Source organism: Microcoleus sp. B3-D2 (assembly GCF_036705345.1).
Lineage (GTDB): Bacteria > Cyanobacteriota > Cyanobacteriia > Cyanobacteriales > Microcoleaceae > Microcoleus.
In genome coordinates this window covers 1-18,332 of record NZ_JAUBUG010000052.1, presented here as the reverse complement: position 1 = coordinate 18,332, position 18,332 = coordinate 1, and the positions used below count along the sequence as shown (strand labels likewise).

Here is an 18,332-nt window from a genome sequence, read left to right as displayed (position 1 = left end):
TGTTGGGAAATGAACAGCCGTCGATCGACCTTTTGGTTTGTAGCGTCGCCGAAACTGTTGGCTGCGACGGCTGTTTCCTTTTTTGCTGTTAAAATTGATTTTTACTTGAGGGTGCTAAGTTCCTGAAAATATTTTCCCCCACTTAAGCGAGATAATAATTATATTCTATGGCTTGTCGATCGCAAAAACTATTTTTATTCGCTGGTATTTTTGGGTTAGTTTGGCTGGGAAAACCAGCGAAAACATCCGCTAGCACAGTTGAAATTTTGACCTCAAATGTTGAGGATTTGGCAGCAGTCAGCAGCGGAGGCGATCGAGCTTTAGCCCCCAACGATACCACTTTTGACAAACCCGAAGACTTGCGGATAAAAGACGAGGAAACGCAGTTACCCACAGAGTCAGAACGATCGGTGGGGGCGGAAACTCCCGACTTACCGCCGTCTGCGGCAAATTCAGTCGATGTGACATCTTACACCATTCTCAAGAACAGGCAAGATGCCTGTTCCACAAGGAGTGGGTTTTCTTGTGGGGTGGGCATCCTGCCCGCCCGTAAAAGGCTTATTGACAATGGTGCAACATCTCAGGCCGATCGCACATTCAGCACAAAAACTCAAGAAACCGAGCTTTTTAACTCAGATCAAAAGCTAGAAGAAAATATTGACCGACAAAAAATTGATTTGGGTATCGATCGCGACTTGCAACTCAGTCAACTGCCCAACCCAATTTTCCCGCGAGAACCCGAATTACCAGCTCCTGAGCCGCCGCAACCGCCTGCGCCGTCTCCCCTCCCACCCACCCAGCCAACACCCGCTGAAAGCGAAATTAGACCGGGGATTCCGGGTACAATTAAGGTCGCTGGCTTTGAATTTGAGGGCAACACAGCTTTTAGCGATCGCGAACTCGCAGAAGTTACGCAACAGTTTGCGGGACGCGAAATCACCTTTGCTGAACTGATCGCAGCAGAAGCAGCCGTTACTCAAAAATATGTAGCGGCAGGATACATCAATTCCGGCGCTGTAATTCCCGCCAACCAAACCTTTCCGAGAGAAGGAGGTGTGGTGAAAATTCAGATTGTAGAAGGCGGATTAGATGAAATTGTGATTACTGGAAACAGGCGCTTAAATTCAAATTACGTGCGATCGCGCCTTGAGCGCGCTACCAGACGCCCCCTCAACCGATATCGGTTGCTGGAAGCCTTGCAAATGCTGCAACTCGACCCCTTAATTGCCAATATTTCCGCCGAATTGCAAGCCGGAAGCCGCCCGGAAAACAGCCGCTTAGAAGTGCGGGTAAAAGAAGCAAACAGCTTTAGCGGTGAAGTGTTCGCAGACAACAACCGATCGCCCAGTGTCGGCAGTTTTCGGCGCGGTGTTCGCATCAATCAAGCTAATTTACTCGGTTTGGGCGACGGATTAGAGGTATCTTATGCTAACACCGACGGCAGCAATGAATTTAACGGCAGCTACACAGTCCCCGTCAACGCGCGCAACGGCACGATTGGGTTAGCTGCGAGTGCTGCTAGCACCAATATCATCGAGGAACCGTTTGATGCTGCACAAATCGAGGGGAAATCGCGGAGTTACGAGTTAACTTACCGCCAGCCGATTGTCGAAAAGCCCGATCGCACTTTGGCTTTGGGACTGAGTTTTTCCCGGCAAGAAAGCGATACATTCCTGTTGGGGGAACGGTTTGCGCTTTCGGCGGGAGCAAACGATCGCGGCGAAACCCGGGTTTCGGCTGTGCGCTTTTTTCAAGAATACGTGCAGCGGAGTTCCAGCCAAGTGTTCGCGGCGCGATCGCAGTTTTCCGTCGGCACTAATCTGTTCGGCGCTACTGCGAACGATAGCGGGCCCGACAGCCGCTTTTTGGCATGGCGTGGACAAGCCCAGTACGTGCGGCTGCTAGCGCCAGAAACCTTGCTGATAGTGCGTTCCGATATTCAATTAGCCGATCGCCCTCTGCTTTCCCTAGAACAAATTGGGATCGGTGGCGTTCAAAGCGTGCGCGGATACCGCCAAGATTTGCTGTTAACTGATAGCGGTGCGATCGCGTCTGCAGAAGTGCGAATCCCGGTTTGGCGTGTCCCGGAAGTCGAAGGATTGTTACAAATCGCTCCGTTTATCGATTTTGGGGTAGGGTGGAACCATTCGGAGGAAAACCCGAATCCTGACTCGGATAAACTGCTGGGTGCGGGTTTGGGGCTGGTTTGGCAGATGGGCGATCGGTTGAATGTGCGTTTAGACTATGGTATTCCTTTGATCAATGCTCGATCGGGCGATCGAACTTTGCAGGAAAAAGGCATCTACTTTAGAATCAATTATTTTCCGTTTTAAATTGTAGGTTGGGTTGAGTGCGATCGAACTCCAACACTTCTCTTCGCCCAACACTACTTTAAGTCCTCTCAATCAGTTGATGAACCGCACTAACCACCAATTCAGGCTGATCTAGTGGTATAAGATGCCCGCTATTTTCTGCAATGATCTGTTGGCTATTTGAGGATAGTTGAGTCAAATCTAACTGAAGTGATGCCCATTGCTGGAATCTTTCATCACTCATCTCTGGATTTTTAAAGCCTTGACTTAATACAATCAAAGGCAGGTTCCCTAGTAGTGTACTCCCTTGCAGTGGCTTAAAGCTCCTTTTCATGTTGGCAAGCTCACTTGACATAGTTGCCCAATAACAGGGACGGTAACAGGAAGATTTGTAGGTGTCAAATAAGGCTTGTACTGTCAACGGATATTTTTGGATTTTTTGTTTGATATCCTTAAACATTGGCAACAGATTCATATCTCCGATTAATCGTAACACTCCAACCCGACTGGCAATTCTCAGAAGCTGATAAAGCACAATTGCCATTTTCATACGCTTCCATATTGCGGGTGTTATTTGATCTTCATGGACAGAATCAACCAGCACCAATCCGACCACTTCTTCTGGATATTGGCTAGCATATAGTCGCATATTGCCTCCACCCAACGAGTGTCCAACTAAAATATAGGGAGGTTCGATCTCAGCTTTGGCCAACAGGGCGTGTAATTCATCAACACTCTGCTGACTTGTGCGAGGTGTCCTGGGATTGGGATCGCTCCAACCCAACCCTGCTCGATCGTAGGTACAGACACGAGTAAACTTAGCAATTTCAGATGGAACCAAGCCCCATGTAATTGAGGAAGCGCCACCGCCAGCATCCATGATGACTGTTGGTGTCCCTTGTCCCACACAGTTGAGATGTAGACGAAATCCCCCAATATCAAACAGTTCACCCTGCGGAGGATACCTGCGTCGATCAATTATTTGACTGACTGCTTGATAGAGACTCCCAGCAAATAAGCTGATTGCACTAATACCTAGAGCAAGCACGATCAATTTTTCTGTGATTGTCATAGCAAAATTTATAAAACTGATACCATTGCACTCAAGTTTATCTTTTCTAACGATTAATTTGCCGCATAACGGTCGTGTTCATCGGACGCAAAAACCTCTCGAACTCCACGAAGGAAACCCGTACGTTCCGCTGCAACACGGTTGTTATGTTTTTATTTTTGCGTAAAGTTCATCAACATTCATTGCTCGATATTCTTCTAGCACTCTTTGATGAACATTTTCTCCTATACTTTCGATTACATCATATAGCTTTCGACATAAGTAGCAGAAATAAATACAAAACTCCTCCGACGGTTTACTATGCTTTACATTAAAATGATTGACTGCTACTACACCTTTACCTTGTGATTCAGGTTGCAAAATTACTACTGTACTAGCTTTTTGGTATTCATTTACACCTGCGTGAGCAAAATACTCATTTCTCATATTCAAAATAGAATTATGAAATTCTATTGCATCCTTATCTACCCTCCGAACGTGATCTTCTTCAATTTTGCTCTTACGCCCTTTAGCAGTAGCAAAGCATTTTCCATAGGTGACTATTGCTGACATCCATAATGAGTATGCGATTTCGCTATTCTCAATATCTTTGATCATAGACATAAGCTCATGAGCATGATTCAAGTCGTGCATAATTTGAGTTAAACCTGATAAACGCTTAGCCAAAGCACTATCAGCCACCAAATATGGATGCTCTATGCCACTCTTATCCTTAAACCTTAGAGTTGGTTTGTTTTCATCATTTGATTCAAAGGCAACAGGAAAAACCACGATTAATCTCTCCTATGGGTGAGACCCTGAAAAACATAACTTATAATTATATCGCAGTTGCGGTACAATACTGCATATAGTTGAAAAATACCGCATATCGATGATGCAGTCAACCCCTTCTTACTCCCCATCAGAATCTCCTTTCCTAGATCGAGTTCGCCACACGATTCGACTCAAGCACTTAACTTGATGGGTGAAAGAGATTCGATCTAACACCCTCAGCGATCAGCTTTATGAAGGTATGAATAGAAGAATACTCAAATGATCTGTATCCAGTAAATATTTCATAGCTCATCTTGAGCTTCGAGGAGAGACTCATCCCCTTGGCGAATCGCTCGTCCATAGGCAAGTAGCTCCTCAAAGGCAGGTTCATCTTTGAAAGACCCTATAATTTGTTGCAACCAATTCGTCGGTTGAGAAGCCACAATTTGCTTCTGCAACTCAGTGATCGCTGCTTCCACTACTGCAAGCCGTTCCTCTAAAGTGTTAATTGCCATTTGAGTATTCCCTAATTAATCCTTCCTATCCTAAAGTAATTTCATGCGGATAAGGTGGCAGTCATAAACCGACGCTCACGGTCAGCAGCATAAGCTATGCAGGCTTTTAAATCTTCTCGCGTCAGATCGGGAAAATCATCGATAATTTCTGCTTCGGTCATCTCGGAAGCCAGGTACTCAAGCAGTTCATAAACCGTAATTCGTAAGCCGCGTACACAAGGCTTACCACCGCGTTTATTGGGTTCGATCGTGATATGGTTTCGGTAGTTCATAGTTAGAATTATCGCGATCGTGTTCTCGACCTTTGCAAAATCTTAGCCTGTGGCTGTGGCTCTGGCAAGGTTGTCAATCTTGTTTTTAATACGATTTAACCCTTATTCTACGTCCCTAACTGCTGCAACAACTCTTGAATGGATAAAACAGGTATAGGCGAACTCAAGAAACCTTTATTATCGCGGGTCAGAATCGCATCTAACCCTTGAGCAACTGCACCAAAAATTTGAACAGCATCTTCAAAATCAACCAAACCAGAGTTGAAAGCAGATTCCAAAACGGCTCGATCAATAGGACAAATGACCATAGCAGTCAGCGTTTCTAAAACCGCTTGCCGTGCTTGCTCAACGCTGCGAGTATGTTTGCGAGAAATGTAGAAAATATCCGTGAGCGTTGTCGCTGTAACATAACCGATTAGTTGCCCAGCATCGATCGCTTGAAACAACAACTCCGCATCTTGAAAAAATGGCTCTCGCTGCAACAGAAAATCTAGGACAATGTTGGTATCAATTAAAACTCTCACTAAAGATACTTCTCCACCCGTCGCGCTTCCAACATTGCAGCCACGTCCTCATCTGTCGGTGCGGGTTGGTCTGTCTTTAGCAAGCCTCGCATCCGCTGAATCGCACCAGAACGCTCGGCCCTGGCAACTGGCTGATCTTGTAAGGACTCAATGATGGCGCCCACTAACGCAAGGCGATCGCTCGGTGGCAGTTTGAAGACCAGCTCCTTGACTTCTTGTAGTAACATAGACGGCTCCTAAGATTGAAGGTGTCTACCATCTAGTATGAATGATCGGACGCATATTCTACACACATATTTAAACACAAACAGATTTCCTCAGCCGTCACACTGAAAAAAGCTATCTTTATTATATTGGGGAAAAGTCCACTTTAGCGGTGAAAGAGAGTCGATAGAACACTGGGGCGATCGCACTGATATAATCCAAATATATAATTCTGATGGAACCGGAAACGATATTATTTATATAACAGGATTAAAGCTATGTCTCGCCTGTCTTCCGGCCTACTGTTTGTTTTCTTATTGCTATTTCCCTCGACAACCTTTGCCCAAATCATCCCCGATAATACCCTGGGCCCGGAAAGTTCGCGGACTGTTCCCGATACTATCAACAACTTACCCTCAGATAGAATCACTGGCGGTGCAACTCGTGGCGTTAACCTCTTTCACAGCTTGCGCGAATTTAACATCCGTGAAGGGCGGGGAGCTTATTTTGAAAATCCCAGCGGAATTGCTAACATCTTCACCCGCGTTACGGGCGGCAACCCTTCTAATATTTTAGGAACTCTGGGAGTTTTAGGCAACGGCAACTTATTTTTAATTAATCCGAAAGGAATTATATTCGGCCCGAATGCTCGGTTAGATTTGCGCGGTTCCTTTATCGGTTCAACCGCTGACAGTATTGTGTTTAATAACGGCTTTGAATTCAGCAGCACAAACCCGCAAACATCCCCGCTTTTAACCGTTAATATTCCCGTTGGTTTAAGATTTAGAGACAATCCCGGTGCAATTGTCAATCAATCGACGGCTGTAGGAAAGATAAACCTGCCAGTCTCTGCTGTGCCAATCCCGATTAGCGATCGAGTTGGTTTAGCAGTAGAACCCGGTCAAACCTTAGCACTAATTGGCGGCGACATTCAACTGCAAGGCGGCAATTTAACCGCCAGCGGCGGACAAATTTTACTCGGTAGCGTCGCCAGTCCCGGTTTAGTTAATTTTGCACTGACTCCTCCTGTTGCTCAGCAGGGGAATTTAGCTTTAAATTATGACAATATTCAAAACTTCGGTAATATTCAAATAGCCGATGGAACGCTTATCAACACCAGCGGAATTGGTGGTGGCAGAGTAGAGTTAAAAGGTGGAAATATCGCCCTCAGCGGTGCGCGAATTTATGCGCTGACACTGGGAAATATTGATGGTAGAGGTATCGATATCAGCGCCCAAAAGTTACGAGTGGAAAACGGCACGCAATTTTCTACCCTGACTCTAGGAGATGGTGCAGGAGGTAATATCAACCTCCGCGCTGCTGATTCAGTAGAAATGATCGGGCTGGGAGTTGAGGGCTATCAACAGCTTGCAATTAAATATTTGGTATCGGGAACTACAGACCCGTTTGACCCGCTATTTGTGCTATTTAATGCTAGTGCTGGCGCTGGTTCGGGGGGGAATATTACGATCGACACCGGCCGCCTGCTCTTCAACAATGGGGTAGTAGGTAGTGGCATCACTTTTGGGGGTGGAAGGGGCGGAAATTTAATCATTCGTGCCAATACTTTTGAGATGGTGGGTTCTGGAATTAACAACGGAACAGCTAAAGAAAGTACCGGTGCGGGAGGAAGCATTAGTGTTGATGTCGCGAGATTAATTATGCGCGATGGTTCTATTCTCGGTACGACGAGCTACAGCAGCGGCCCGTCGGGGAATATCAACATTAAAGCTGCTGAATCAGTAGAATTGTCTAACAGCGGCCCGACAACAGTTGTGTCAACCGGAATTAGCACCCTAAGTATCGGCTCTAACGGAAGGGCGGGGAATATTAACGTTGATACTAAGCGGTTGACTCTCTCTGGGGGTTCTGCGTTTACAGTAGGAACGGGTGTGTTAATTGGCAGGTTTTTGTTTTCTCAGGATGGGGGGCCTGCTGGAAATTTAACAGTTACGGCTACTGAATCAGTAGAAATTTCAGGTATTTCTCAACTTTTGAGCAGCGGAATTCAGAGTGCTAGTGCGCTGAGTTCTGGAACTTTGAGTTCGAGTCCGGGCGGGGATATTCGCATTGATACGCCAAGCCTAACCGTGCGGGATGGGGGGGTAATTTCTACGAGTTCTGTGGGCGTGGGAGATGTGGGAAATATTACTGTTAATGCCGATCGCATTGAGGTCAGCGGCAGCGGAAATAATGGTCTGTTTATCAGTACAATTGATGCTTCGGTGGGCAAGATATTTGGTACTAATCCCCAGGCGACGGCAAATGCCGGTTCGTTGAATCTGAATGCCGATCGACTAATTGTCCGAGATGGAGCTACAGTCACGGTGCAGGCTACGGGAACCGGACGCGCTGGTAATATCAATGTTGTCGCAAATTCGATCGCTCTTGACAACAAAGCGATGATTGACGGTACGACTGTATCCGGTACTGGAGCCAATATTAACCTGCAAGCGCGAGACATCCAATTGCGCCACAACAGCCAAATTACCACCGATGCAGGCAGTTCAGACGGCGGAAATATCAATATTAACAGTGAGATTCTTGTCGCCCTCCCGCAAGAAAATAGCGACATCACAGCCAACGCCCGCACAGCAGGCGGCGGTCGCGTAAATATCAATGTCCCCAATGTTTTTGGTTTTACAGCAGCGAGTCGCGAACAAGTCAGAAACAGGTTGGGGCTCAGTGACGCCGAATTTGCAGCGTTGCAAGTAAGTCCTACATCTCTGCTTCCCAGCAGCGACATCGCGGCTATTTCTCAAAGTGGTGGCCCGGCTTTGCAAGGGGCGGTAACATTTAGTTCTGTTGGAGTGAATCCCGTTCAAGGTTTAGTGGAACTGCCGCAAAATGTGGTCAATCCGGCTGCCTTAATTGCTGCAAATCCCTGCATCCAAGGAGCCGAGAACGAGTTTACTGTGACTGGGCGGGGGGGATTGCCAGCGAGTCCTCACGAGGTTCTCAGCAGCAATTCTAACCAGTTTAATTGGGTGGAACCAGCGGTAGGTGGAAGTCAGCAAGTAGAAGGCCGCCTAGCATCCATAGAAGTTCGGCCAACAGAAATTATTCCTGCTCAAGGTTGGGTAATGGACGATCGAGGAAAAGTAACGCTGGTAGCCTATAATTCTGCTGGTGGTGCATCTATTCGCAGTCCGAAACCGACGGGTGTGTGCGTACCTCAATAGGTACTCTTCAGGTTTTAGCTAACCCCTCCCTATTTTTCTAAAATTAAATTAACCAGACTTCAAAGATGCGCCGCCAATCTTCCGCCCTATTTTTTGCATTCTTACTGCTGTGTCCTTTCCCTGCGATCGCCCAAATCATCCCCGATAATAGCTTGGGCGCAGAAAGTTCGCGCACAGTTCCCGACACGATTAATAACTTACCATCGGACAGAATAGAAGGCGGTGCAACTCGCGGAGTAAATTTATTTCACAGTTTACAACAATTTAACGTGGGTGAAGGCAGAGGAGCATATTTTGCCAATCCTAACGGGATTGCCAATATTTTTAGCCGCGTTACGGGTGGCAATCCTTCTAATATTTTAGGTGTGTTGGGAGTCCAAGGAAATGCCAACTTATTCTTACTCAATCCCAAAGGAATTGTCTTCGGCCCCAATGCGAGGCTAGATTTGCGGGGTTCATTTTTAGCAAGTTCTGCTGATAGCGTAGTTTTCGATAATGGCTATCAATTCAGCAGCAGCAATCCTCAATCACTACCGCTGTTAAATGTCAATATACCTATCGGTTTAAGATTTAGAGAAAATCCCGGCACTATTGTTAACTCTTCCCAAACAATGGCTCCTAAATCAGCCTTACCGCCACTACCCATAGAAATTCCGGCTTTTGAAAAACTCGGTTTAGCAGTAGACCCCGGTCAAACTTTAGCATTAATTGGCGGTGACATTCAACTCCAAGGAGGAAATCTAACTGCTTATACCGGACAAATTCTTCTGGGTAGTGTCAAGAGTCCAGGTTTAGTGCAATTTGAACCAACAGCTTTAGGTCTGAATTTAAACTATGGCAATATTCAGAACTTCGGCAATATTGAAATGAACGGTGCATTTATAAATACCAGCGGATTAGGAGGTGGGAAAGTCGATATTCGAGGTGGAAATATTACTCTTAATGGTTCAGGAATTTATGGACTGACACTCGGAAATATAAATGGTAGAGGCATTGACATCAATTCCCAAAACTTGCGAGTAGAGGGGGGCTCGCAAATTTTCGCCTCCACACTGGGAGAGGGGAGAGGAAGCGATATCAACATCCGCGCTACTGACTCACTAGAAATGATTGGCTTGGGAATTGAGGGCTATCAGCAGCTTACAGAAAATTTTCAGACATCTGGAACAGGCAACCCCTTTATTTCGCAAATTGTTCTGTTTACTAGCGCTATTGGCAGTGGAGCCGCCGGAGACATTAACCTTGAAGCCGGACGGCTGTTGATGAGCAATGGGGTAGTGGGCGGTGCCCCCACCTTTGGTGCTGGGAATGGCGGAAATTTGAATATCCGCGCCAACACCGTCGAACTCGTCAGTTCAACGCTTTATAACGGAACAACGAACGCAACCACTGGTCAAGGCGGAAACATCACTGTGGAAGCCCAACGGTTAATACTGCGCGATGGTGGTGCTTTTGCCAGCTTCAGCCGTAGTGATGGAGCATCGGGGAATATCGCGATTAAAGCGAGTGAATCTGTGGAATTGTCGGGTAGTCTCCCTGTAGGTCTAGGGCAAACTCGGCTCGGCACGAATACTTTTGATGGGAATGGAAAAGGTGGGGATATTACTATCGATACTAAACGGCTGACTGTTTTTGATGGAGCCACAATTAGTTTAACGACGGGTGCGATTTTTGGCGAAGTCGTGTTTTCTACAAGTGGGGGGACGGGAGGAAATTTAACAGTGAGAGCCTCCGAGTCTATAGAAGTGAGCGGCGAGTCAAGATTTTTGGGGGATGCTGGCTATGTACCAAGTTCTTTTGTTACTCAAACGGCAAGTTCTGGTAGAGGTGGAGATATCCGCATCTCAACACCTAAACTAACTGTGCAGAATGGTGGCTTTATTTCTGCAGCTTCTTTGGGAATAGCAGATGCAGGAGATATTACAATTAATGCCGATCGCTTAGAAGTGCAAGGTATTGGGAGTAACAGTGGGTTGAGGAGTGGAATTGAAGCCTCGGCTGGTAGGGCGTTTAATGCTGTCAATTCCACTGCTAGCGGAAATGCAGGCTCGTTGAATTTGAATGCTAATCAATTGATTATTCGGGATAGTGCAGTGGTTAATGTTGAATCTTCCGGAACAGGTAGGGCTGGCAATATTAACGTTGTAGCTAACTCAATTGCCCTGGATAATAAAAGCATAATTGATGGCACGACTGTCTCTGGTACAGGGGCAAATATTAACCTTCAAGCGCAAGACATTCACTTGCGGGGCGGCAGTAGAATCACTACGGATGCAGGTATCTCTGAGGGTGGTAATATCAGAATAAATAGCGATATTTTGGTGGCTTTACCACGAGAGAATAGTGATATTACAGCTAATGCTCGCACAGCTAGGGGCGGACAAGTTACGCTCAATGTACCAACTATCTTTGGCTTTACAAGCCTTAACCGCGAACAAACCAGGAGTAGTTTAGGACTGACTGATGCTGAATTTGCAGCTTTACAAGTGAATCTAACTTCTTTACTTCCCACTAGCGATATTGCAGCTATTTCTCAACAGGCTGGTCCTGCTTTGCAAGGTAGTGTTACATTTAGTTCTTCTGGAGTGAATCCTGCTCAAGGTTTAGTGGAACTGCCGCAAAATGTTGTCGATCCGGCTGCGTTAATTGCGGCAAATCCCTGCACGCAAGAGGCCGGGAGCGCATTTACCGTCACTGGGAAAGGAGGAGTGCCACCCAGCCCTAATGATGCCCTCAACAGCCCTCTATGGCCGTTGCCGTGGGTGGAAGAGGCAGGAAGTTCGGCAACGAGCAATGTAGGGGATTTAACGGATGTAGCAGATAGACCGAAGTTGGAAGAAGGGGAAATCCGGGATCGGGAAGTTGTTCCGGCGCAAGGTTGGGTGGTGAATGGGAAAGGAGAAGTTACGCTTGTTGGATACAATCCAGGTAATGCTGCTCAGGATCGCAATCCTCGACCGATTTCTGTTTGTGTGCCTCGTTGAAATTAGTTTTTTTAACCGCCGATGTAGGCGGATTAACGCAGATAAAGAATAAGATATATTTGGGTTAGTTAGTATGTGTGTCTGCGGCTGTAATTTTATTTTTTAAATATGAAGTTTACTCGATCGCTCCGACAAGTAATTCTGTTATTTGTGATTTCCTGTCTGCTATCCGTTGCGATTCCTCCCGGAGTTGCTCAGGTTAATCCACCACAAGCGGTGCAGCTTGTCCGACAAGCTCGAACTCTGTACCGAGAGGAACGTTTTTCGGAAGCTGTACCGCTGTTGCAGCAAGCGGCGGCGCAGTTTGAGGCAAAAGGCGAAAATCTCGATCGCGCCACAGCTTTGAGCAATTTAGCTGCAACTTTCGGGCAATTGACACTTTGGGAAGAAGCAGAAAAAGCTGTGAATTCGAGTTTGTCGGTTGTGCGAACACAAGCCAAAACTCCCGAACAGCAGCGGATTTTGGCTGAAACTCTCAACATTCAAGGACAGTTGCAACTCGAACGGGGGCAGACTCAAGATGCGATCGAGATTTGGACACAAGCGGCTAAAATTTTCGAGCAAATTGATAGAAAACCCCAACTTTTTCAAGTTCAAATTAATCAAAGTCGGGCTTGGGAACTTCTCGGACTTTACCCCAGAGCTTGCAAAATGCTGTTAGCTTCTTTCAAGCTGGAAAACCAAACTTGCGAAGTTTCGGCAGCGGGTTTGGAAAGTTTGAAAAATGGGTCGGTTTCCCTCGAACAAGTCCGGGCAATTCATGCTTTAGGGCGGGTACTGCGGGTTTTGGGACAACTCGAACGATCGCAGGATGTGCTGTCGGCTGGACTCGAAGCAGCCCAAAAATTAGGTGCTCGGCAAGAGGAGGCTGCAATTTATCTCAATCTGGGCAATACGGTACGGGCTAAAAGCAATAAATCGGGTTTGACACCAGAACAGCGGGGTGATTGGGAACGCTTTGCCCTAGAGTATTATGCTCGATCGGCCCAGGCGATGCCGGATCGATCGCTTTTACAAATTCAGGCGAAGTTAAACCAATTGAGTTTGTTAATCGATCGCAAAGATTGGTCGGAAGCAGAGACTTTTTGGCGTTCCATCGAACCTCAAACCGCTCAATTTGGGTCGAATCGCGCCGGACTTTACGCTCAAATTAATCTAGCTCAAAGCTTGATGGAATTAGCTCAGTCGCCTGCGAAAACTTTGAGTTTAAGCGATATTGACAAAATGCTCGATCGCTCTCTCGAATCAGCAAACAGTTTGGGCAACAAACGAATACAAGCTTATATTCTGGCAGCTAAAGGCAAACTATCGGAAATCCAACAGCAGTATCAGACAGCGGAAAATATCACAATTCAGGCTTTGAGTTTAGCACCGGCGTTTCAATCTCCCGATATTGCTTACCAATTGTTTTGGCAACTGGGACGGATTCGGAAAGCTCAGGGGAATGCAGAAGGCGCGATCGCTCAATATACTCAAGCTGTGAATCTACTGTCATCTCTGCGGGGCGATTTGGTGACAGTCAATCCCGAAGTGCAATTTTCGTTTCGGGAAAGTGCCGAACCGGTTTATCGGGAATTAGTCGGGCTGCTTTTGCAAGAGGAATCTCCCAGTCAAGCTAAATTGAAACTGGCGCGCCAAACGGTGGAATCTTTGCAGTTGGCGGAATTGGACAACTTTTTCCGCGATGCTTGCGCTGATGCTAAACCAACGTCGATCGAGGAAATTGATCCTACAGCGGCGGTGATTTATCCGATTATTTTGAGCGATCGTTTGGAGGTAATTTTATCAATTCCCGGCAAACCCCTGCGCCGCTACGCTACGAAGAAGTCTCAAGCCGAGTTGGAAACTGCCTTCAGACAAGCCAAAAATACCATCAGACCTGCTTCTTTCCCCCGCGACAGGAGGCAACCAGTTGAACAGGTTTATGACTGGTTAATCCGCCCCGCAGAGGCGGATTTGACCGCCGGCGGGATTAAAACCCTGGTATTTGTACTCGACGGTTATTTGCGCAATCTGCCGATGGCGGTGCTGCACGACGGTGAAAAGTTTTTGGTAGAAAAATACAGTATTGCTTTGGCGCCGGGATTGCAATTGCTGGCACCGAAACCCCTGAACAAAGTCAAGTTAAGAGTGCTCACCGCTGCCCTCTCGGAAGCGCGTCAAGGCTTCTCGGCTTTGCCGGGGGTGACGCAGGAAGTTCAACAAATTGCAGCCGAGATGCCGGCGAGTTCGCTGCTGAATCAAGATTTTGTCAGCGGGCGGTTGCACGATCGAATTAAAGCTTTGTCTTACCCGATCGTCCATTTGGCAACTCACGGTCAATTTAGCTCGAATGCGGCGGATACTTTTATTGTGACTTGGGATCAGAAAGTGAATGTTAAGGAGTTCGATCGACTGCTGCGAACCCGCACTGGCGAGAAACAACAGCCGATCGAACTTTTGGTTTTAAGTGCTTGCGAAACTGCTTCGGGCGATAACCGGGCGGCTTTGGGTTTGGCGGGGGCCGCAATTCGATCGGGTGCCCGCAGCACCGCCGCCACCCTTTGGCAAGTCAACGACGAATCTACAGCTATCTTTATGGCTGAGTTTTACAAACAGCTTGCTTCTTCTCAAACCAGCAAAGCTGAAGCCCTCCGCAACGCTCAATTAACCCTGCTGAAAAACCCACAGTATCAGAATCCGTATTTTTGGGCATCTTTCGTGCTTGTGGGCAATTGGCAGTAATCTTCGATCGGGAATTGGGCATGGGGCATGGGGCATCGGGCATGGGGCATGGGGCATGGGGCATGGGGCATCGGGCATCGGGCATCGGGCATCGGGCATCGGGCATGGGGCATCGGGCATGGGGCATCGGGCATCGGGCATCGGGCATGGGGCATGGGGCATCGGGCATCGGGCATCGGGCATGGGGCTGGCAGTCAACAGTCAACAGACAACAGTCAACAGTCAACAGTCAACAGACAACTAACTGAAATGCAGTTGGTTTTTTGTTAAAGTTTGTAAACTGTTAAGAGTGCTTTCTGCATCTAATATTTTTTCGAGGAGTCCCATGAAGCAACTTTTGATTGCTGAGCGCTTTTGCCTAATTGCCCACGTCTTCTCAATGGCTTTTGGATTGGCAGGGTTGCTGCTGATTTTACCCCGTCCCGAATTGGTGATGAGTTTGCCACCAGCAGGGCAAACGCTATTCCAGTGGGGGATGGCTGGGGGCGGAGTAGTTTATATCATCTTTGGTGCAGCAGCAGTTGCTCTCTATGCCTTGCGGACGTTGGGTTGGGGTGCAACTCTGGCTTTTTTACTGCCTTCTGTGTTTTTGTCCTTGAGTAGCGAGTTGTTGGGAACGAGTACGGGTTTTCCCTTCGGCCACTACCACTATTTGAGCGGTTTGGGTTACAAAATTGCAGGGCTGGTTCCGTTTACAATTCCCCTCTCGTGGTTTTATCTGGGACTGGTTTCCTATGTAATTGCTCGCGCTGGAGTAGCTGGCGGTAAAGGTGAACTCAACTGGGTGCGCCAAATAGGGGCGATCGCCCTTGGTGCTTTGCTGCTAACAGCTTGGGATTTTGTACTAGATCCGGCGATGAGCCAAACTTCTGTGCCTTTTTGGGAGTTTGAGGAACTTGGCGCTTTCTTTGGGATGCCTTACCGCAATTTGGCTGGCTGGATGGGTACGGGGGCGCTATTTATGTCTGTAGCAGCTTTCTTCTGGAGAAAAACACCGATTAAATTAGAGCGATCGGAATTGGGTTTGCCCTTAATTGTTTATTTGGTAAACTTTGCTTTCGGAGCAATTATCACTGTAACTTCGTTGGATTCTCGGTTCTGGTTCCCGACATCGCTAGCGGTGCTTCTGGGCGTAGTTCCGGCGATCGCGTTAAGCTGGATCGCTAAACCTGCAGCAGGTGACGTAACCGAAACAATGCCGTCTTTGGAGACATCTGTTATCGCGGCTGAAATTCCACCTCAGCCCGTGGGCGTTTTGCGTAAGTGAGTTGCTAGCGAGCAACTGCGCCTGATTTAGCAAAAATTTACACTAAATTTTGAGCTAGTTTAAAAACCCGGTTTCTACAAAAAACCGGGTTTTTCAGCGGCGATTTTTTCATTCCCAATTCCTGTAATATGTTTGAGGTCAAAATTTTATTAAATTTTTAAATTGATACCACTTACAAAAAAAATTAACTGTAAATAAGCTTCCATTCCATATCCCAATACGGTTGCTGTTAAGCTCGATCTCCCCTAGCCAAGGGCGGGCACGGGGGCACCGCCCCTACTAAGGCAGGGCTGTTTCATTCTCACCAAAAACATGAATTTTGTAGGGGTAGTGCCCCCGTGCCTACCCCCGACCTAGACGATTCGATCTGCAGGTCAGACCAAGAGGGCCGGCACGGGGGCACGGCCCCTACGGATAATGAAACAGCCCTGCCTACTAAGGGGGGGACAAGAACTTACTCTTGCGTCCCCCTTCTTAAGAGGGATGCGAGGGGGATCTCGCCCGGAATAAATAGTTTTAACCCAACCGTATTGATCCATATCCAGTAAGTCATTCCCAATTCTTCAATTGTTTAATAGTATGGTTTTCCCGATCGCCCCTCACGTGTTCTCCCAACCGCTGACAACTATCATCGCTGTCGCACTCCTGCTGCTGCAATTGCCCGCTGCAGCCATTCTGATGTCGCGCTTGATTAAAGGCCCATCGCGCATCCCGCCCCTGGAACCCGATTCGCCGACGCTGGATTTGTTGGGTGCTTGTACTGCGGTAGTACCGACTTTGAACGAAGCCGATCGCATTTCGCCTTGTTTGGAAGGATTAACCAGCCAAAGTTACGAACTCCGAGAAGTAATTGTGGTTGACAGCTATTCGGTAGACGGAACCGGAGATTTAGTCAAAGCAGCAGCACAAAAAGACCCCCGGTTTCGCTTGATTAACGACGATCCGCTGCCGGCGGGCTGGGTAGGGCGTCCCTGGGCGCTGAATGCGGGTTTTTTGGCAAGTTCCGAGAAGTGCGAGTGGATTTTGGGCATCGATGCGGATACTGTGCCGCATCCGGGTTTGATTGCGAGTTTACTCAAAACGGCGAAAGCTGGAAATTACGATTTGATTTCGCTGTCGCCGCAGTTTATTCTCAAGTATCCGGGGGAGTTGTGGCTGCAACCTGCTTTGTTAATGACTTTGGTTTATCGGTTCGGGCCGACGGGGACTGGCGGTGATGTGCCGGAACGGGTGATGGCGAACGGTCAGTGTTTCTTGTGTAAGCGCGAGGTTTTGGTGGCATTAGGGGGCTATGAGGTCGCGAGGGGTTCGTTTTGCGATGATGTGACTCTGGCTCGCTATGCGGCTGCTAAGGGCTTTAAGGTGGGCTTTTTGGATGGGGCTAAGGTGTTGCAGGTGCGGATGTATGAGGGGGCGATCGAGACTTGGAATGAATGGGGTCGATCGCTCGATTTGAAAGATGCTGCTTCTGGCGGTCAAATCTGGGGCGATTTGTGGCTGTTGCTGGCGGTTCAAGGTTTGCCGGTGCCGATTGTGTTGTGCTATTTGCTGTTTGGTTCGCTGCCACCGGTTGGTGTATTTCCGCACTTTTGGCTGTTGGGATTGAATGTATTTTTGGTTGCAGTGCGTGAGGCTTTGTGTTTGGCGATCGCACCTTCCTACGATACAACTGGGGCATCGGGTAAATGGCTGTTTTGGCTGTCACCTTTAGCCGATCCGCTGGCGTTTTTGCGAATTCTAATTTCTGCTTTAAATCAGCCTACTCAGTGGCGCGGCCGTAAGTACAATTAGGCTGGAGCAACCGGACATAATATAAGGACACAACAATTTTGTGTCCCAACAAAATCTTGAAAAATATAGCGATTCTCAGTTTTTCTCCTTCGATACGCTAAGGGCGTTTTCTTACCAGCGAATCATTGAACAGTAAGGAATCTGATTGATTCTGTTTCACTTTTTCAGCAGTTGTCCAACCACCGCTCTCATTAATGCGCTCCTTAAGTTTGTTAGGACATTCTTGGCGAATTTCAGATAATGTATCATACCATCTCGGTCGATTGATAAAAGTCGCACCCTCTGGACTCCAAGCTGCTTCAAATACCATCCCGCTGTTGGGGGTTTTCTCTTGAATACTAAGCTTGTCATAAATGTCAATGGGAGTTCCCTCTCGTGTGTGGCCTTTGCCGTTTCCGCAGTAATCGGCCCGTGTCATGCGCGTGCAAGCTTGGTGATAGTCTCGAAGTGACTTTCCTTTGACATTCTTCCAAGGTTGGTAGCCGAAGCGAACGCACTTAGCTAGAACTCCACTTGTACAGCCAAATGTCATGAGCTCGCTCGATTCTGTGTGCTTTCCTGTCTCATCCCACGAACCCGTCAGCGGAATTGCCTTGGCGACATTCTCGGCATCAGGAGTACACAAATTCTTCCATTGAGAATCAGCAGAATCTAGATAGGGCTTGCTGAATAATCGAGTGCATATTGCGTCGCGAAAGGTTTCGAGCGCGCGAGCGAGAATAAAGTGCAAGA

Annotated in this window: 14 protein-coding genes; 7 read left to right on the top strand and 7 right to left on the bottom strand. The window is 47.5% G+C overall.

Annotated features, from left to right (window positions below):
* The first annotated feature begins 167 nt into the window (after positions 1-167).
* Positions 168-2,333: a ShlB/FhaC/HecB family hemolysin secretion/activation protein gene (locus QUB14_RS19505; RefSeq protein ID WP_333218642.1), complete on the top strand. Its 2,166-nt coding sequence runs from the start codon at positions 168-170 to the stop codon at positions 2,331-2,333.
* 58 nt (positions 2,334-2,391) lie between these two features.
* Here the strand turns inward: QUB14_RS19505 and QUB14_RS19500 are convergent, their stop codons facing one another.
* From QUB14_RS19500 to QUB14_RS19475, 6 genes are all read right to left on the bottom strand, one after another.
* Positions 2,392-3,384: an alpha/beta hydrolase gene (locus QUB14_RS19500; RefSeq protein WP_333218641.1), complete on the bottom strand. Its 993-nt coding sequence runs from the start codon at positions 3,382-3,384 to the stop codon at positions 2,392-2,394.
* 144 nt (positions 3,385-3,528) lie between these two features.
* Positions 3,529-4,155: a hypothetical protein gene (locus QUB14_RS19495; protein WP_333218640.1), complete on the bottom strand. Its 627-nt coding sequence runs from the start codon at positions 4,153-4,155 to the stop codon at positions 3,529-3,531.
* A gap of 284 nt (positions 4,156-4,439) precedes the next feature.
* Positions 4,440-4,652, bottom strand: a complete 213-nt coding sequence (locus QUB14_RS19490; RefSeq protein WP_333218639.1) for a hypothetical protein — start codon at positions 4,650-4,652, stop codon at positions 4,440-4,442.
* 41 nt (positions 4,653-4,693) lie between these two features.
* The gene (locus tag QUB14_RS19485; RefSeq protein WP_333218638.1) at positions 4,694-4,924 is read right to left on the bottom strand and encodes a DUF433 domain-containing protein; all 231 of its coding nucleotides are present in this window, start codon (positions 4,922-4,924) and stop codon (positions 4,694-4,696) included.
* 107 nt (positions 4,925-5,031) lie between these two features.
* On the bottom strand, positions 5,032-5,448 hold the full coding sequence (locus QUB14_RS19480; protein ID WP_333218637.1) for a PIN domain-containing protein: 417 nt from the start codon (positions 5,446-5,448) through the stop codon (positions 5,032-5,034).
* Positions 5,448-5,612, bottom strand: coding sequence for a hypothetical protein (locus tag QUB14_RS19475; protein ID WP_445251855.1), 165 nt, complete (start codon positions 5,610-5,612; stop codon positions 5,448-5,450). The genes QUB14_RS19480 and QUB14_RS19475 overlap by 1 nt, the downstream gene beginning before the upstream one ends.
* Before the next feature lie 318 nt (positions 5,613-5,930).
* Between QUB14_RS19475 and QUB14_RS19470 the strand changes: the two genes are divergently transcribed.
* The 6 genes from QUB14_RS19470 to cruG all read left to right on the top strand — a co-directional run bounded on the left by QUB14_RS19470 (position 5,931) and on the right by cruG (position 17,600).
* Positions 5,931-8,834: a two-partner secretion domain-containing protein gene (locus tag QUB14_RS19470; protein WP_333218635.1), complete on the top strand. Its 2,904-nt coding sequence runs from the start codon at positions 5,931-5,933 to the stop codon at positions 8,832-8,834.
* 65 nt (positions 8,835-8,899) lie between these two features.
* Positions 8,900-11,818, top strand: coding sequence for an S-layer family protein (locus QUB14_RS19465; protein ID WP_333218634.1), 2,919 nt, complete (start codon positions 8,900-8,902; stop codon positions 11,816-11,818).
* Between the two features lie 108 nt (positions 11,819-11,926).
* Positions 11,927-14,542, top strand: coding sequence for a CHAT domain-containing protein (locus tag QUB14_RS19460; protein ID WP_333218633.1), 2,616 nt, complete (start codon positions 11,927-11,929; stop codon positions 14,540-14,542).
* The gene (locus QUB14_RS19455; protein WP_333218632.1) at positions 14,533-14,790 is read left to right on the top strand and encodes a hypothetical protein; all 258 of its coding nucleotides are present in this window, start codon (positions 14,533-14,535) and stop codon (positions 14,788-14,790) included. The genes QUB14_RS19460 and QUB14_RS19455 overlap by 10 nt, the downstream gene beginning before the upstream one ends.
* Before the next feature lie 77 nt (positions 14,791-14,867).
* The gene (gene cruF / locus QUB14_RS19450; protein ID WP_333218631.1) at positions 14,868-15,809 is read left to right on the top strand and encodes a gamma-carotene 1'-hydroxylase CruF; all 942 of its coding nucleotides are present in this window, start codon (positions 14,868-14,870) and stop codon (positions 15,807-15,809) included.
* A gap of 579 nt (positions 15,810-16,388) precedes the next feature.
* The gene (cruG, locus tag QUB14_RS19445) at positions 16,389-17,600 is read left to right on the top strand and encodes a 2'-O-glycosyltransferase CruG (protein WP_333218666.1); all 1,212 of its coding nucleotides are present in this window, start codon (positions 16,389-16,391) and stop codon (positions 17,598-17,600) included.
* 97 nt (positions 17,601-17,697) lie between these two features.
* Here cruG and QUB14_RS19440 read toward each other — a convergent pair.
* Positions 17,698-18,332, bottom strand: a 635-nt coding sequence (locus QUB14_RS19440) for an ADYC domain-containing protein (RefSeq protein ID WP_333218630.1), incomplete at its 5' end; no start/stop codon positions are given.

Excerpts from the sequence above, each read along its gene's own strand:
- QUB14_RS19505 (WP_333218642.1), top strand. The coding sequence starts at position 168 with ATGGCTTGTCGATCGCAAAAACTATTTTTATTCGCTGGTATTTTTGGG.
- QUB14_RS19500 (WP_333218641.1), bottom strand. The coding sequence starts at position 3,384 with ATGACAATCACAGAAAAATTGATCGTGCTTGCTCTAGGTATTAGTGCA.
- QUB14_RS19490 (WP_333218639.1), bottom strand. The coding sequence starts at position 4,652 with ATGGCAATTAACACTTTAGAGGAACGGCTTGCAGTAGTGGAAGCAGCG.
- QUB14_RS19485 (WP_333218638.1), bottom strand. The coding sequence starts at position 4,924 with ATGAACTACCGAAACCATATCACGATCGAACCCAATAAACGCGGTGGT.
- QUB14_RS19470 (WP_333218635.1), top strand. The coding sequence starts at position 5,931 with ATGTCTCGCCTGTCTTCCGGCCTACTGTTTGTTTTCTTATTGCTATTT.
- QUB14_RS19465 (WP_333218634.1), top strand. The coding sequence starts at position 8,900 with ATGCGCCGCCAATCTTCCGCCCTATTTTTTGCATTCTTACTGCTGTGT.
- QUB14_RS19460 (WP_333218633.1), top strand. The coding sequence starts at position 11,927 with ATGAAGTTTACTCGATCGCTCCGACAAGTAATTCTGTTATTTGTGATT.
- cruF (WP_333218631.1), top strand. The coding sequence starts at position 14,868 with ATGAAGCAACTTTTGATTGCTGAGCGCTTTTGCCTAATTGCCCACGTC.
- cruG (WP_333218666.1), top strand. The coding sequence starts at position 16,389 with ATGGTTTTCCCGATCGCCCCTCACGTGTTCTCCCAACCGCTGACAACT.